Origin of the sequence: Amaricoccus macauensis (assembly GCF_014201905.1) — a bacterium.
Taxonomy (GTDB): domain Bacteria; phylum Pseudomonadota; class Alphaproteobacteria; order Rhodobacterales; family Rhodobacteraceae; genus Amaricoccus; species Amaricoccus macauensis.
Window position 1 is genome coordinate 1,226,649 of sequence record NZ_JACHFM010000002.1, and the last position, 15,702, is coordinate 1,242,350.

The window sequence follows — 15,702 nt, forward strand, 5'->3', positions numbered from 1 at the left end:
GCAAGACGGCCACGCGCACGAAAGACCGCAAGCGCCGCGCCCGCGGGCGCGGCGGCATCTGGTCCGGGTTTCGGGGAGAGTCGCCGGGAGGCCGCTTTGGCGTCGGGGAAAACCTACTTCGGTTTCCGTCTGGCACGGGACGCGCGTTCGGGCTCCGTCGCCATGCTCCGGGTGTCGCCGATCGACTCCAGGAATTGCAGGAGCTTGGCGCCGCCCTGAATCATGTCGCTCTGCACGGAATTCTTCACACCGGAGGCGTCCCGCCTCTTCAGCATGTCGAGGATGACGAAATGCTCGTGACCGCCGTCATACGTCGGCCGCGCGTGCGGATAGAGGTAGTTCAGCAGCGGGCCGTTCCGCATCCAGATGTCGCCGAGGATATGCAGCAGCTCCGGCATCTGCGCCGCCTCGTAGAGCCGGTTGTGAAACTGCCAGTTCGCCCGGACCGCGTCTCCCCAGCGGCCGGACTCTTCCGCCTCCATCAGCTCGCAATGGGAGACCTTCATGAGTTCGATGTCCTCATCGGAGATCTTCGGCGTCGCGGTCTCCGCCGCCAGCCCCTCCAAATAGAGCCGGATGGTGCGCAGCTCCAGATACTGCGCATGGGTCATGTGGGCGACCACGATCGAGCGGCCATCCAGCAGTTCCAGAGCCCTCGCCCGGACGAGCTGCATCAGCGCTTCCCGGATGGGCGTCTCGGAAACCTGCATGGAAGCGGCGAGGTCGCGGATCTTGAAGCGATGTCCGGGCCAGAACCGCCCCTCCATCAGGCCGGTTCTGAGACTGTTGTATACGCTGCGGGTCAGACTATCGCGGGAAATCGGTTCCATTGGAGCGAGTTCGCCCCTCGGGGCACCGTCCATCTCTCTCAAACTCACCTCCACCATACTGCCCGGCCCGCCACATCACGACTGCCTCACCGTATCGAGCCTCTGCACTTCATGGCAATATATCAAATTTCATTCTCCGTCCGCGCTCCCCCGAAAGCACGCCTGAAAGCTCCAAACCTTTCTTTTCAGCCGCCTGATCAGACCGTTGCGCCGGCGGTTGATTGGAGATCCAGACTGCCGGCGATGGTGAGGGGGAGAGACCAGATCCTCCCGCACTCGCGAGCGAAAGGCTCCATGCATTCAAAAGTGACTTATTCCACAGTTATGCTCGATGCGCCAATCGCCTGCACGCCACCGAGCACGTATATTTCGTGGGCACCGCCGCGATGCATCGCGGCGATCACCGCCGGGTTGGGCCTGCCCTGGAACGGCGCCGTGGCGGCGATGATGCGCGGCACGCCCGCGACACTCGCGGTCGCGACCGACATGTGCCCCGAGGCGACCATCGGAAACTTGCCGGCCGGCACGTAGCAGCCGACCGACTGGACGGGGATGTTCCTGTGCCCAAGGATCACGCCCGGCAGGGTTTCGATCTCGATATCCTTCATCGAGTCACGCTGGCCTGCGCGAAATTCCGCACCTGTTCTCGGGCACGATATCCACGAAATCGCGGCGCTCCACCTGAAGGACGCGCCCTTCGGCCACCGCTCCCACCCCCTCCGCTTCGTCATCGGACGGAGCGTGCTCCGGTCGTGCCGTGATTCGCTCCCCCCGCGGTTGCCCACACGAGGCAAGCACGTTGCGGATGCGTATGCAGTCCAGCTCGGGTTCGCCTGCCAAGTGTTCCGCAGGGTTCGCTCGAGCCTGTTGCACAATCAGTGTATACTACTTATATACTGTGGTAGTCTGACGACACACCGTGGGTGTAACTGTTGAATCTCAGAGGATTCCCATGAAGATCAAAGGCATAGACGTCTACGCATACGACCTCACATATGCCCATGGTGAGTATGTCATGTCCGGCGGTCGCGCCGCTCAGGCTCAGTCATCGACGCTGGTGCGCGTGCAGACCGACGCCGGCGTCACTGGCTGGGGAGAGGCTTGCCCGCTTGGGGGGACCTATCTGCCTGCCTTTCCCGCCGGGATCCGCGCTTCCCTCCAGGAGATGTTGCCGTACCTGATCGGCGAGGATCCGACCCGGATCACTGCGCTGCACGAGATCATGGACGGCGTGCTGCTGGGCCAGGAGGCCGCGAAGAGCCCGATCGACATCGCCTGCTGGGACATCCTCGGCAAGGTCGCGGGACTTCCGGTCGCCGCGCTGATCGGGGGCAGGACCCAGGAGAGCTTCCCGCTCTACGAGGCCGTGCCGCTCACATCGCCCGAGGAGATGGCCGCGTTCTGCCTGCTTCGGCGCGAGGCGGGCATCAGCCGCTTCCAGCTGAAGGTCGGCAACGATCCGCATGAGGACGCCGCCCGGACCCGCGCGGTCGTCGAGGCGATGGGGGGCGAGGCCTTCATTGTCGCCGACTCGAATGGCGGCTGGAATCTGCGGCAGGCCGTGGTCGCGGTGCGCGAGTTGGCCGGGCTCGACGTGATCGTGGAGCAGCCCTGCCGCGATCTTGCCGATTGCGCGCTGGTCCAGCAGATGAGCACCCTGCCCCTGTCGCTCGACGAGTGTGTGACCGGGGTCAACGAGCTCTACCGCGCCAAGTTCGAGGCGGGCGCGGTGGCGCTCAACATCAAGATCGGCCGGCTCGGGGGCATCAGCGGCGCGGTCCGCATCCGCGATCTCGCGACCGAACTCGGCATGATCTTCACCATCGAGGACGTGTGGGGCGGCGACGTCACCAGCGCCGCGGTCGCCCAGGTGGCGGGCTCGGCCCGGCCCGACAGCCTGATGCACGCGTCCTTCTTCAACGACTGGACCAACGAGCACGTCGCGGGCTATGCGCCCCGCTCCGTGCAGGGCCGCGGCCGCGTGCCCGATGGCCCGGGGCTCGGGATCGAGGTCGACGAGGCGGCGCTCGGCGCCCCGATCTTCTCCGTCCGCTGATCTTGTCGCGCGCCGCGGGAGTCCTGCCCGCGGCGCAACGCCATTCCTCAGAGCGCGATCGGGCGTCGGTGGTCTCGGGTAATCATCTGCTGGATCTGGCGGACGATCTGGTCGGCATGGGCCGTGGCGATCCGGTCGGCGGCCTCGATGTCGCGCGCCTCGATTGCGGCGATCATCTGCTCGTGCTCCCCCACGTACTGCAGCGGCAGCTCGTCGTCGAAGGACGAATAGTACACCCGCAGGATACGCCGCCCCTCGTCGAGCAGCCGGCCGAACAGGCCCGCGTAGTAAGGGTTGCGCCCGGCCTCGGCGATGGCCGCGTGGAAATCGCGGTTGGTGGCGATCATCGCCAGTGCGTCGCGCGCCTCCACAGCCCGGACGAAGGCAGCCTCATGGCCGCGGATGACGTCGAGATCGGCGGGCCGGTGGAACTGGGCGGCCAGCCGGGTCGTCATGCGGTACATGAGGGTTATCGCGTCGAAGAAGCTGTGCAGGTTCAGGAAGTCGATGTTGGAGACCACGGTCGAGTGGTTCGGCAGCGTCCGCACCAGCCCTTCGCCGGCAAGCCGCACGAGCGCCTCCCTGATGGGCGTGCGCGACATGGAGAACTGCTCGGTGAGCTGGACCTCGTCGATCGGGCTACCGGGCGGCAGCACGAGGTTCAGGATGTCGTCGCGCAACGCGGTGTAGACGAGCTTGCTGCCCTCCCCTCGCTTGCGCTCGATCGGAGGGCTCTTCGTCTTCTGGGCCATGGGGTCGCCTCTCTCTGTGTGCAAGCGGGGTGTGCCGGTGGAGGATACGGACCTGGCCCGGAGTGCAAGACGAAACGTCGCATGCGGTTGCTTTTTTGTCGACAAGTAAAATCCAACTCGTATTATTACCGCATCACTGACGGATTCGCGCACGCCCCGGGACGCCGCTCCCGCGCCTTGAAAGGGAAAAGAGATGCAGTCCACGATCTTCACCGGAACGATCCCGGCGCTGATGACCCCGTGCAAGGCGGATCGGACGCCGGATTTCGACGCGCTGGTGCGCAAGGGCCAGGAGCTCGTCGAACTCGGCATGTCGGCCGTGGTCTACTGCGGCTCGATGGGTGACTGGCCGCTCCTGACCGACGCGCAGCGCATGGAGGGCGTCGAGCGTCTGGTCGATGCCGGGCTCCCGGTCATCGCCGGCACCGGCGCGGTCAACACCGCCTCGGCCGTGGCTCATGCCGCGCACGCCGCCTCGGTCGGCGCCAAAGGCCTGATGGTCATCCCGCGCGTCCTGTCGCGGGGCAGCGTCATCGCCGCGCAGAAGCAGCACTTCAAGGCGATCCTCGCCGCCGCGCCCGATCTGCCGGCGGTGATCTACAACAGCCCGTACTACGGCTTCGCCACCCGCGCCGACCTGTTCTTCGCGCTGCGTGCCGAGCATCCGAACCTGATCGGCTTCAAGGAGTTCGGCGGCCCCGACGACCTCTCCTATGCGGCCGAGCACATCACCTCGCAGGACGCGGACATCACGCTGATGGTGGGCGTCGATACCGCCGTCTACCATGGCTACGTCAACTGCGGCGCGACCGGCGCCATCACCGGCATCGGCTGCGTGCTGCCGCGCGAGGTGCTGCACCTGAACGCGCTCTGCGCCGCCGCCCAGAAGGGCGACGCAACCGCGCGCCGGCTCGGCAAGGAACTCGACGACGCGCTCCAGGTGCTTTCGACGGTTGATGCCGGCCCCGACCTCGTGCTCTATTTCAAGCACATGATGGTGCTGAAGGGCGACGCCGAGTACGGGCTGCATTTCAACGAGACCGATGCGCTCGCCCCGAGCCAGCGCGGGTTCATCGAGGCACAGCTCGCGCTCTTCGAAACCTGGTACGCCGACTGGTCGAAGCAGCCTGAAGTCCTGCGCTACGCCGCCTGATCACTGGCCGGCGACGGCCTTGTTGCCGTCGGCCGTCGCCGGTGGGGCGTCCCTGCCGGCCCACGCCGCCGCTGCTTCGCAATTGCCGGGCAAGCACGACTTCTTCCGCGCTCGTCGCGGATTGCAGCCACTCGCGCTGCGAGTACTGTATCTGTGATCGGACTTCGTACTGCAGACCAGTCTCTTCGCCGACCCAAACAACCAACAAGGAGGCTCATCGTGAAGCATTGGAATGCCCTCGCTGCCATCGCCGTGGCCGTCGCCTGCCTGTCGACCCCGGCGCATGCGGACAAGCTCGACGACATCATCTCCTCAGGAACGCTGCGCTGCGCGGTGGTGCTCGACTTCCCGCCGATGGGCTCGCGTGACGCGGACAACAATCCGATCGGCTTCGACGTCGACTACTGCAACGACCTCGCCAAGGCGCTCGGCGTCACCGCCGAGATCGTCGAGACCCCCTTCCCCGAGCGCATCCCCGCGCTGATGAGCGGGCAGGTGGATGTGGGCGTCGCCTCGACCTCCGACACGCTCGAGCGCGCCAAGACGGTCGGCTTCTCGGTCCCCTACTTCGCCTTCGAGATGGTCGTCACCGCCAGCGACAAGTCCGGCATCAAGTCCTTCGACGACATGAAGGGCAAGACGGTCGGCGCCACCGCCGGCACCTTCGAGGCGATCGCCTTGGAGAAGCAGGTGACAGAGTGGGGCGCGGGTGAGTTCCGGCCGTACCAGACCCAGGCGGACGTCTTCCTCGCCCTGAGCCAGGGCCAGCTTGACGCCACGGTCTCCACCTCGACGGTCGCCCAGGCCAACGTCAAGACCGGCAACTATCCCGGCATCGCCGTGGTCGGCAAGGCGCCCTTCGACATCGACTACGTGGCGCTCTTCACCAACCGCGACGAGTACGGCTTCATCAACTATCTCAACCTCTTCGTGAACCAGCAGGTCCGCACCGGCCGCTATGCCGAGCTCTTCGAGAAGTGGGTGGGCGGCGAGGTGCCGAGCCTGACCGTCCCGAACGCCTACCGCTGATCCCGCCCGAGCGGAGGGCGTGGCGCGCCCTCCGTCTTCCCGTCGCACTGTGAAGAGGCGGTCCCCCCAATGTTCTCCTACAAGTTCCAGTGGAACCAGGCCTTCGCCAGGCTGCCCCAGATGCTGGACGGCGCGCTGATCACGATGCAGATCGCCATCCTGTCCATGGTCCTCGGCATCCTGCTCGCGATCGTGCTCACTGTCTTCCGCCGCTCCGGCAGCCGGGTCCTCTCAGGGATCGCGACGAGCTGGGTCGAGATCGCGCGCAACACGCCCGCGCTCTTCCAGATCTACATGGCGCATTTCGGCGTGGCGACCTTCGGGATCCATTTCAACCCGTTCACCTCGCTCCTGATCGGCATCACCTTCAACAACGCAGGCTATCTCGCCGAGAACTTCCGCGGCGCCCTGAAGGCGATCCCCGAGACCCAGACCCGCGCCGGCCGCTCGCTCGGGATGACGTCGAACCAGGCGTTCGGCTACATCATGCTGCCGCAGATGCTGCGCATCGCCTTCCTGCCGATGACGAACCAGATGGTCTGGGCGATCCTGATGACCTCGCTCGGCGTCACCGTGGGCATGAGCACCGACCTCTACGGCGTCACCCAGGCGCTGAACGCGCTCACCTTCCGCACCTTCGAGCTCTTCGCCCTCGCGGGGGTGGTGTTCTACGTGATCGTCAAGCTCATCCAGTTCGCGGCACGGCTCATCGCCATGCGCCTGTTCCGGTACTGAGGGGAAGAGAGATGTTCGACACCGCCCTCACCTCCTCGGACTTCCTGTTCCTCGCGCGCGGCGCGGGAATGACCCTGCTCGTCACCGCGATCTCGGTCGTGCTCGGCACCTGTCTCGGCATTGCCTGCGGCATCTTCCGCTTCCAGGTCGGCCCGTGGTGGGCCGCGCCGATGACCTTCCTGCTCGACATCTTCCGCTCGATCCCGCTGCTGATCCAGCTCGTGCTGGTCAACGCCTTCCTCGGCATGGTGCTGAAGCTGAAGATCTCGGGCTTCTCCGTCGCCTGCGGCGTGCTGACCCTCTATACCGCCGCCTATTGCGCCGAGATCGTGCGTGGCGCCATCGAGGCGGTGCCCGGAACAACCCGGCGCGCGGCGCGCTCGCTGGGGCTCACATGGTGGCAGGACATGACCAGCATCGTCCTGCCGCTCGCCACCCGAGTGGCGCTGCCCTCGTGGATCGGCCTCGCGCTCGGGGTGATGAAGGACTCCGCGCTCGTCTATATCGTGCAGGTGACGGAGCTTCTGAAGGCGACCCAGATCCTCATCACCCGACTGCAGGAACCGTTGCTCCTCCTGATGATCTGCGGCCTGTTCTACTTCGTCATCAGCTTTCCCCTCGCCCGCCTCGGCGGTTACCTCGAAAGGCGGTGGTCCAATGATTGAGATCGAGAAGGTCCACAAGTCCTTCGGCCAGCTGAAGGTCCTGAAAGGGATCGACCTCAGGGTGGCGAAGGGCGAGGTCCTGAGCGTGATCGGCGGCTCGGGATCGGGCAAGTCGACGCTGCTCACCTGCATCAACGGGCTCGAGCCGATCGACTCCGGGCGCATCCTCGTCGACGGCACCGAGGTCCATGCGAAATCCACCGACCTCAACAAGCTGCGCCGCAAGATCGGCATCGTCTTCCAGCAGTGGAACGCCTTCCCGCACCTGACGGTGGTCGAGAACGTCATGCTCGCGCAGCGCAAGGTGCTCGGCCGCTCGAAGCCCGAGGCGGAAGCCGAGGCCGTGCGCCAGTTGAGCCACGTCGGCCTCGGCGACAAGCTCAAGGTCTATCCGTCGCGCCTGTCGGGCGGCCAGCAACAGCGCATGGCGATCGCGCGGGCGCTCGCGATGTCACCGCACTACATGCTCTTCGACGAGGTGACCTCCGCGCTTGACCCGCAGCTCGTCGGTGAGGTGCTCGACACCCTGCGGATGCTGGCGGCCGAGGGCATGACGATGATCTGCGTCACCCACGAGATGAAGTTCGCCCGCGAGGTCTCCGACCGCGTCGCCTTCTTCCACAAGGGAGTCATGGCCGAGATTGCCGCCCCTGCGGAACTCTTCGGCGCGCCGAAAAGCGAGGAACTGCGCGCCTTCCTCTCGGCGACGCACTGACGGCATGACGAAACCGGCGTCTGTGATCGTGATCGGCGCGGGCGTCATAGGCCTGTCCGCGGCGCTCGCCCTGCGCGAGCGGGGGCTCGGCGTGACCGTGCTCGACCGTGAGGGACCGGCGGCGGGCGCCTCGGCGGGCAATGCCGGAGCGTTTGCCTTCTCCGACATCCTGCCGCTCGCCTCGCCCGGCATCCTGCGCAAGGCGCCGAAGTGGCTGCTCGACCCGCTCGGGCCGCTCAGCGTGCCGCCGGCCTACGCACTGCGGATCGCGCCCTGGATGCTCCGCTTCGCGCGCGCCTGCGCGCCCGCGCGGGTCGCCGCGGCAACCGCGGCGCAGACTGGGCTCATGGACCTCTCGAAGGCCGAGCTCGAGCCGTTCCTTGCCGCCACCGGCACAGCCGACATGCTGCGCAAGGAGGGCAACCTCCAGGTCTACGAGTCCCGCGCCGAGTTCGACGCATCGCTCCCGGGCTGGGCCGCGCGCGAGGCGCACGGCATCTCGTTCCGCCACATGACCGCGGACGAAATGGCGGAGATCCAGCCGGGCATTGCGCCGCGCTTCACCCACGGTACCTTCACGTCCGACTGGTTTTCGATCGCCGACCCGAAGCTCTTCACCCTCGCGCTGGCGGACCGGCTCCGCAGGGCCGGCGGCGCGATCGAACGGGCCGAGGTCGTGGCGCTGCGGCCGGCCAACGGTGGCGTCGAGGTCCGCATGAGCGATGGGGCCGTCCGAACCGCCGCGCACGTCGTGCTCGCGGCCGGCGCCTTCTCGCACCAGCTCGCCGCGACCCTCGGCGAAAGGATCCCGCTCGAGACCGAACGCGGCTACAACACCACCCTGCCCGTCGGCGCCTTCGACCTCCGCACACAACTCACCTTCGGTGGCCATGGCTTCGTCGTGACGCGGCTTTCCACCGGCATCCGCGTCGGCGGCGCGGTCGAGCTCGGCGGGCTCGACCTGCCGCCGAACTTCCGGCGGTCCGAGGCCATGTTGCGCAAGGCGCGTGACTTCCTGCCCGGACTGAACCCGCAGGGCGGCGCGCAGTGGATGGGGTTTCGCCCGTCGATGCCCGACAGCCTGCCCGCCATCGGCCCGGCCCGCGCCACGCCGCGCGTCACCTACGCCTTCGGCCACGGCCACCTCGGCCTGACCCAATCAGCGGGCACCGCGCGGCTGGTCGCCGATCTCGTGACGGGGGCGGCCCCCGCGCTCGACCTCGCGCCCTTCTCGGCTTCCCGGTTCTGACGCCCGGCATGCGCACTCGCCTCCATCATCCCCACACGCTCCCAGAGGTCTCCCGGCCATGGCCACCCACACGTTTTCCTGTCTCGACGGTCACACCTGCGGCAATCCCGTCCGCCTCGTTTCCGGTGGCGGCCCGCGTCTCGAGGGCGCCGACATGCTGGAGAAGCGGGCGCACTTCCTGCGGGACTACGACTGGATCCGCACCGGCCTGATGTTCGAGCCGCGCGGCCACGACATGATGTCCGGCTCGATCCTCTACCCGCCGACGCGGGACGACTGCGACGTGGCGGTGCTGTTCATCGAGACCTCGGGCTGCCTGCCGATGTGCGGTCACGGCACCATCGGCACGATCACCATGGGGATCGAGAACGGCCTCATCACTCCCCGCGTTCCCGGCCGGCTCTCCATCGACGCGCCCGCCGGCAAGGTCGATATCACCTACCGTCAGGAAGGCCGCTTCGTCGAGGAGGTCCGCCTCACCAATGTCCCGGGCTATCTCCATGCGGAGGGGCTGACCGCAGAAGTCGAGGGTCTGGGGGAGATCGTGGTGGATGTCGCCTACGGCGGCAACTTCTACGCCATCGTCGAGCCGCAGAAGAATTTCCGCGACATGGCCGACCACACCGCCGGGGAGCTGATCGGCTGGTCACCGAAGCTGCGCGCCGCGCTGAATGCGAAGTACGAGTTCGCCCACCCCGAGCACCCGGCGATCAACGGGTTGAGCCATATCCTCTGGACCGGGGCGCCGGTCACCGAAGGCGCCCACGCGCGCAACGCCGTGTTCTACGGCAACAAGGCCATCGACCGCTCCCCCTGCGGCACCGGCACGTCCGCGCGCATGGCCCACCTCGCGGCAAAGGGAAAGCTCGGCGTCGGCGACGAGTTCTGGCACGAGAGCATCATCGGTTCGATCTTCAAGGGCCGGGTCGAGGCGGCGACCACGGTCGCGGGCCGCCCCGCGATCATCCCCTCGGTCGCCGGGTGGGCGCGGCAGACCGGGATCAACACGATCTTCATCGACGACCGCGACCCCTTCGCCCACGGGTTCGTCGTGAAGTAGCCTCTCCGGCAGACCGCCTGCAACCGGAGCCGGAACGCCGGCGTTGCCGTAGGGCTGGCACGCGATACCACCGCCTCGGCAGATCGGGAAGCGCAAAGCCCGCGATGCAAGTGAGGCGGCGGCAGGGCATGAACAGCGACTTCGACGTACTGGTGATCGGTGGCGGCATCATCGGTGCGACGGCCGGACATCACGCGGCCTCCGCCGGATATGATACGCTCCTCGTCGAGCAGGACGACTACGCGTCGGCGACGAGCAGCCGGACCTCCCGCATGCAGAACTGCGGGTTCATGTATTTCATGGACCTGCATGGCGCCGGATCGCAGGTGCTCCGGGATCCGCGCCGCATCGTCTCATCACTCGAACTCGCGCGGCGGGCGATGCGCGAGCGCGCGGACTTCGTGCGGTCCTCGCCGGATCGCGTGCGCCGGTGCGAGTTCTACGTTCCATATGGCGGGACCACCGGCATCACCGGGTGGCAGATGCGGGCGGCGACCATGGCCATGCGCCTGCTCGGCGGCGCGGGGCTCTCGCTCGAGCCCGCCTTCCTGAGCGCCGGGGAGGCGCGGGTGCATCCGCTGCTGCGCATGATCGCCAGCTCCGGGGAGCTTCAGGGCGCCTTGCGCTACGTCGAATATCAGTACGTCTCGCCCGAGCGCATCGTCGTCGACACGATCGTCAGGGGACGCGAGGCCGGCCTCGACGCACGCAATCACACGCGCCTCGTTGGTCTGAGGCGAGGGGCCGCCGGGTGGGAGGCGACGCTCGAACACGGCGGCACCACCTCCGCCATCACCGCCAGAGCGGTCATCAACGCCGCAGGTGCGTGGGTCGATGACATTACCGGCCTCGCCTCGAACCGCGCGCCGCGCCTCAACACCGGCGCGAAGGGCGTGAACCTGCTGGTGAGGCTGCCCGCGGCCGCGCGGGGTCTCGGCTTCGAGGCCGTCACCGCGCGCGGCACGCCCTTCTACCTCTTCCCCTGGGGAGAACTGCACTACATCGGGCCGGCCGATACCGCCGCGGATGCAGCGACGACCGAGTTCCGCGCGACTGACCGCGAGATCGCCGAGATCCTGTCGGACGCCAACCACTTCTTCCCCGACCTGAACCTGACGGCCTCGGACGTGCTCTACAGCTGGGCCGGTGTGAGGCCGCGCACGGCCGGGGCGAATGCACCGATGGGGACGTTCGAGGTCCGCGAGCACGATCTCTCCGACCATGGCATGCCGGGGTTCATCGTCTTCACCGGTGGCCTCTTCATGACTCACCGGGACGCCGGCAGAAGACTCGTGCGCGCGCTCGGCCGGCACATCGCGCCGTCGCGGCCCTCGCGGACCCCGGACTACACGCTGACCAGCCAGGCCGACGAGGATCGCGTCACCGCGCTCAGCGTCCGCCGCGCCATCGTCGATGAACAGGCGCGAGACCTCTCGGACATCCTGCGAAGACGCCTGCTGGTCGCCTGGTCCGACGACCTCGGTCTCGGCGTCGCGGAGGAAGCCTCCCGGCACGCGGCCGACGTCCTCGGCTGGGACGAAGCCGAGCGCGAGGCGCAGCTCGCCGCCTACCGCGCCGGGATCGAGCGGAGCTTCCGCCCGCGAGCAGCGGCTTCCGGCGAAGCAGACCCGAGACCGCCCAACTTCCCGGAGAGCCCCCCGAGCGGTCCTTGACGCACCGCCAGGGCTGGCTCCCGTGAGCCGCTCGCGTCAGGCGCCGAAGCGTGGTTCGGGGACGCCGGTCACGCCGAGGCCGGTGATGGCGAAGAGGCTGCCGCGCAGCACACCGTCTCCGGGAAAGCGGGGGAGCGGGGGTTTTGCCATCGAGGTGACGTAGAGGGTGTCGAGGTCGGGGCCGCCGAAGGCAACGCTCGTCACCTTCTTCACCGGCATCTCGATCTCGCGGTCGAGCTTGCCGTCGGGGGTGTAGCGCATCAGCTTGCCGTCGTAGACCTGCGCGTTCCAGAGGCAGCCTTCGGCATCGACGGTGGAACCGTCGGCGGCGCCGCCACGGGAGGTGTCGATCGTGGTGAACGTGCGGCGGTTCGAGACGCTGCCGGTCGTCTGGTCGTAGTCGTAGGCCCAGATCTCGCCGGACCAGCTGTCGGCGAAGTAGAAGGTATCGCCGTCCGGACTCCAGCACGGGCCGTTCGAGACGATGATGCCGGTGTCGAGGGTGTGGAGGGTGAAATCCGGGTCGAGGCGGTAGAGCGCGCCGTTCGGGCCGCTCTCCTCGGTATCCATCGAGCCCGCGATGAAGCGGCCTTGCTTGTCGACCTTGCCGTCGTTCAGGCGGTTCTCGTTGCGGCCGGGTTCCGGGTCGTGGATGAGTTCCACGTCGCCGGTTCGGAAGTCGAGGGTGTGGAAGCCGCGGGCGAGCGAGACGATGGCCCCCTGCCCGTCCTTGCGGATCGCCATCGAGCCGATCTTCTGCGGCACGTCCCACGAGCGGATCTCGCGGCCGTCGTGGGTGGCGCGGAACACCCGGCCGTCGAAGCTGTCGATCCAGTAGAGGCGCTGCTGGTCGACATCCCACAGCGGGCCCTCGCCCAGAGTGGTCTTCACGTCGACAACGACGTCGATCTTCATGGGTCTTCCTCCCGGTTCCGATGGTTCCCCGCATCCCCGCTCTGCCCAAGTCTCGCGGAGCGGGGATATCATTTTGAATCAATCGCCTATCACTTGACGTCAGCCCGGTCCCAATCGGGATGCACGGCTGCGCGGACCTCAGAAGTTCACCTGATCGCCGCCCTTCAGATCGAGGATGGCGCGCGCCTCGTCGGGTGTCGCCACTTCGAGGCCGAGGCCCTCGATGATCTTGCGGGCGAGGACCACCTGCTCGGCGTTGGATTTCGCGAGACGCCCGCGGCCGGCCCAGAGGCTGTCCTCAAGCCCGACGCGGATGTTGCCGCCGAGGGCGGCTGCCTGTGCGGCGATGCGAAGCTGGCTCGCGCCCGCGCCGAGCACCGACCAGCGGAACTGGTCGCCGAAGAGCCGGTCGGCCGTGCGCTTCATGTGCGCCACGTCCTCCGGGTGCGGACCGATGCCGCCGAGGAGGCCAAAGACCGACTGGACGAAGAACGGCGGCCTGACGAGGCCGCGGTCGGCGAAATGCGCGAGGTTGTAGAGGTGGGCGATGTCGTAGCACTCGAACTCGAAGCGCGTGCCGTTGTCGTAGCACGTCGCAAGGATGTACTCGATGTCCTTGAAGGAGTTGCGGAACACCAGATCCCGCGTGGCTTCGAGATGGGTCTTCTCCCACTCGAACTTGAAGCTCGGGTACTTCTCCAGCAGGGGATAGAGTCCGAAGTTGATCGAGCCCATGTTGAGCGAGGCGACCTCGGGCCTGAACTCGGCCGCAGGGCGCACACGCTCCTCGACCTTCATGTAGGGGCTGCCGCCGGTGGTGATGTTGATGGCGGCGTTCGTCGCCTGCTTGATGCGCGGCAGGAAGCGGGCGAAGGCCTCCGGCGTCTGGTCGGGCTGGCCGGTCTCGGGATTGCGGGCGTGCAGGTGCAGGATGGCCGCCCCCGCCTCGGCGGCGGCAATCGCCTCGGACGCGATCTGGTCCGGGGTGATCGGCAGGTAAGGCGACATGGTGGGCGTGTGGATCGCCCCCGTGACCGCGCAGGTGATGATGACCTTGCGCTTGTCGGTGCTGCCGCTGCCCTTGCGGACGCTCGCATGCGGGGTCGTTTCGGTCATTTGCCGAACTCCTTGTCGGTTCTGCGCTTGTGGGCCGCGAGCGCCATCAGCCGGCGGTCACGCCAGACCTGACGCCCGCCGAGATCGGCCTCGGGAAGCCGGGCGCGGCGGTCGGCCTCGACGCGGTCGAGCACCGGGCCGGCCCAGTCGGCGCGGTGCTGCATCTGGGGAAAGAGGTTGGAGTAAATCGACTGGTAGCGGATCACGTAGTCCCGCACCCCACCCGGCGCGTTGAGGTCGATGGTCTCGAATGGCCCCATGAACGACCAGCGCAGCGCCAGCCCCTCGCGGATGCCGATGTCCACGTCCTCGGCGGTGGCATAGCCCTCATCGACCAGGCGAAACGCCTCTTCGAGGAGCGCGCCCTGCATCCGGTTCATGATGAAGCCGTCGAGTTCGCGCTGCATGACGAGCGGCGCATGACCGGCGGCGACGAGGAACGCGCGGGTCCGCTCGACGACGGCAGGGTCGGTCCACGGCGCGGGGACGACTTCGGCGGCGGGGATCAGGTACGGCGGGTTGATCGGATGGACGACGAGGCAGCGGGCGCGGCCGGGAAGCGCCTCGGTGAAGGCCGATGGCAGGATCGCGGAGGTCGAGCTGGCGAGCACCGCCTCGGGCGGCGCGAGAGCGTCAAGCTCAGCGAAGACCGCGCGCTTGATGTCGAGATTTTCCGGGGTGTTTTCCTGAACGTGGGCGACCCCTGCGAGGGCATCGCCGAGGTCCGCGACCGGGGTGATCCGGGCGAGAACGGTGGCGGGATCAGCGCCGTTCAGCAGGTCGTTGCCGGCAAGATCGCCCAGCACGCCAGCGATGTAGCCGCGCGCGGCGGGTGCCGCCTCGGGCTCGCGGTCCCAGAGGGCGACATCGTGGCCGGCGCGGGCAAAGGAGATCGCCCAGGCGCGGCCGATGAAGCCGGAGCCGATGATTGCCGTCCTTGCCATCAGAGGGACTCCACGTTGCCGTCGACGCCGAGCGACTGGCCGGAGACGTTCGCGCCCGCGTCGGAGAGCAGGAAGGCGACCATCGAGGCCACGTCCCACGGGCTCGTCATGCGGCGGAGCGAGATGTTGGCGAGGTAGCGGGTCTTCATCTCGTCGTGGCTGACGCCGACCTGCTTCGCGCGGTTGGCGATGACGCTCTCCATGCGCGGGCCTTCGATGATGCCGGGCAGGATGGCGTTGACCCGGATGCCGGACGGCCCGAGTTCCTTGGCGAGCGACTGGGTGAAGCCGATGATCCCCCATTTCGCCGCGGAATAGGGCGTGCGGAAGGCGTAGCCGAAGCGGCCGGCGGCAGAGGACATCGAGACGATCGAGCCGCCGCCGGCCGCCTTCATCAGCGGCACGGCGCGGCGGGCGCAAAGGAACTGCCCGGTGAGGCAGATGTCGATGCAGCGGCGCCAATCCTCGACGGCGATCTCGTCGACGCCGCCGGTGGGGCCAGCGATGCCGGCGTTGTTGATGAGCGCATCGAGCCCGCCGAGGGTTTCCGCCGTCTCGGCGAAGAGCGCGTCCACGTCGGCCTCGGAGGAGACGTCGGCGCGGATCGCGGCCGCGACCTTCGGGCGGACGGCGTCGAGGGCGGCCTCGGAGACGTCACAGACCGCGACGCGGGCGCCCAGCGCGGTGAGCGTCTCGGTGATGCAGAGGCCGATGCCGCCGGCGCCGGCGGTGACCAGCACCCGCTGGCCGTCGAGGCCGCGCAGGAAGTCGGCGGGTGATGTGGGGGCGCGGTTGCTCATCGCGGGTTCT

Annotated in this window: 15 protein-coding genes and 1 pseudogene; 9 read left to right on the forward strand and 7 right to left on the reverse strand. The window is 67.7% G+C overall.

Annotated elements, in window-relative coordinates:
- Nucleotides 1-113: 113 nt before the first annotated feature.
- The gene (locus HNP73_RS13325) at nt 114-830 is read right to left on the reverse strand and encodes a GntR family transcriptional regulator (RefSeq protein ID WP_221288499.1); all 717 of its coding nucleotides are present in this window, start codon (nt 828-830) and stop codon (nt 114-116) included.
- 314 nt (nt 831-1,144) lie between these two features.
- A pseudogene (locus HNP73_RS13330) lies at nt 1,145-1,482 on the reverse strand (histidinol dehydrogenase); the annotation flags it as partial.
- Nucleotides 1,483-1,782: 300 nt separating this feature from the next.
- Between HNP73_RS13330 and HNP73_RS13335 the strand changes: the two are divergent.
- Nucleotides 1,783-2,886 (forward strand): mandelate racemase/muconate lactonizing enzyme family protein, encoded by a 1,104-nt coding sequence (locus HNP73_RS13335; protein WP_184150145.1) that lies wholly within the window; start codon nt 1,783-1,785, stop codon nt 2,884-2,886.
- A gap of 47 nt (nt 2,887-2,933) precedes the next feature.
- Here HNP73_RS13335 and HNP73_RS13340 read toward each other — a convergent pair whose 3' ends face one another.
- Nucleotides 2,934-3,638, reverse strand: coding sequence for a GntR family transcriptional regulator (locus HNP73_RS13340; RefSeq protein WP_184150148.1), 705 nt, complete (start codon nt 3,636-3,638; stop codon nt 2,934-2,936).
- 193 nt (nt 3,639-3,831) lie between these two features.
- On the opposite strand from HNP73_RS13340, the gene HNP73_RS13345 reads away from it, so the two are divergent.
- From HNP73_RS13345 to HNP73_RS13380, 8 genes are all read left to right on the forward strand, one after another.
- Complete coding sequence (locus tag HNP73_RS13345; RefSeq protein WP_184150151.1) at nt 3,832-4,791, forward strand: dihydrodipicolinate synthase family protein; 960 nt, start codon at nt 3,832-3,834, stop codon at nt 4,789-4,791.
- Nucleotides 4,792-5,010: 219 nt separating this feature from the next.
- Entirely contained in the window at nt 5,011-5,820 is an 810-nt protein-coding gene (locus tag HNP73_RS13350) for a transporter substrate-binding domain-containing protein (RefSeq protein ID WP_184150154.1), read from the forward strand.
- Nucleotides 5,821-5,889: 69 nt separating this feature from the next.
- Nucleotides 5,890-6,555 carry an amino acid ABC transporter permease gene (locus tag HNP73_RS13355; protein WP_184150157.1) on the forward strand — a complete coding sequence of 222 codons (666 nt, stop codon included), beginning with the start codon at nt 5,890-5,892 and terminating at the stop codon, nt 6,553-6,555.
- A gap of 11 nt (nt 6,556-6,566) precedes the next feature.
- Entirely contained in the window at nt 6,567-7,220 is a 654-nt protein-coding gene (locus HNP73_RS13360; RefSeq protein WP_184150160.1) for an amino acid ABC transporter permease, read from the forward strand.
- Entirely contained in the window at nt 7,213-7,935 is a 723-nt protein-coding gene (locus HNP73_RS13365) for an amino acid ABC transporter ATP-binding protein (protein ID WP_184150162.1), read from the forward strand. Before HNP73_RS13360 ends, HNP73_RS13365 begins: the two co-directional genes overlap by 8 nt.
- Before the next feature lie 4 nt (nt 7,936-7,939).
- Nucleotides 7,940-9,184 carry an NAD(P)/FAD-dependent oxidoreductase gene (locus tag HNP73_RS13370; RefSeq protein WP_184150165.1) on the forward strand — a complete coding sequence of 415 codons (1,245 nt, stop codon included), beginning with the start codon at nt 7,940-7,942 and terminating at the stop codon, nt 9,182-9,184.
- A 58-nt stretch (nt 9,185-9,242) separates the two neighbouring features.
- Entirely contained in the window at nt 9,243-10,244 is a 1,002-nt protein-coding gene (locus tag HNP73_RS13375; RefSeq protein ID WP_184150168.1) for a 4-hydroxyproline epimerase, read from the forward strand.
- Nucleotides 10,245-10,372: 128 nt separating this feature from the next.
- A complete protein-coding gene (locus tag HNP73_RS13380) occupies nt 10,373-11,917 on the forward strand; it encodes an FAD-dependent oxidoreductase (protein WP_184150172.1) in 1,545 nt (514 codons plus the stop codon).
- A gap of 36 nt (nt 11,918-11,953) precedes the next feature.
- On the opposite strand, the gene HNP73_RS13385 is transcribed toward HNP73_RS13380, so the two are convergent.
- The 4 genes from HNP73_RS13385 to HNP73_RS13400 form a co-directional block, all read right to left on the reverse strand.
- Nucleotides 11,954-12,832, reverse strand: coding sequence for an SMP-30/gluconolactonase/LRE family protein (locus tag HNP73_RS13385; protein WP_184150175.1), 879 nt, complete (start codon nt 12,830-12,832; stop codon nt 11,954-11,956).
- A 138-nt stretch (nt 12,833-12,970) separates the two neighbouring features.
- A complete protein-coding gene (kce, locus tag HNP73_RS13390; RefSeq protein WP_246399825.1) occupies nt 12,971-13,840 on the reverse strand; it encodes a 3,5-dioxohexanoate:acetyl-CoA acetone transferase in 870 nt (289 codons plus the stop codon).
- Nucleotides 13,841-13,944: 104 nt separating this feature from the next.
- Nucleotides 13,945-14,892 carry a 3-hydroxyacyl-CoA dehydrogenase gene (locus tag HNP73_RS13395; RefSeq protein ID WP_184150181.1) on the reverse strand — a complete coding sequence of 316 codons (948 nt, stop codon included), beginning with the start codon at nt 14,890-14,892 and terminating at the stop codon, nt 13,945-13,947.
- Nucleotides 14,892-15,692 (reverse strand): SDR family oxidoreductase, encoded by an 801-nt coding sequence (locus tag HNP73_RS13400; RefSeq protein WP_184150184.1) that lies wholly within the window; start codon nt 15,690-15,692, stop codon nt 14,892-14,894. The genes HNP73_RS13395 and HNP73_RS13400 overlap by 1 nt, the downstream gene beginning before the upstream one ends.
- Between the last annotated feature and the right edge of the window lie 10 nt (nt 15,693-15,702).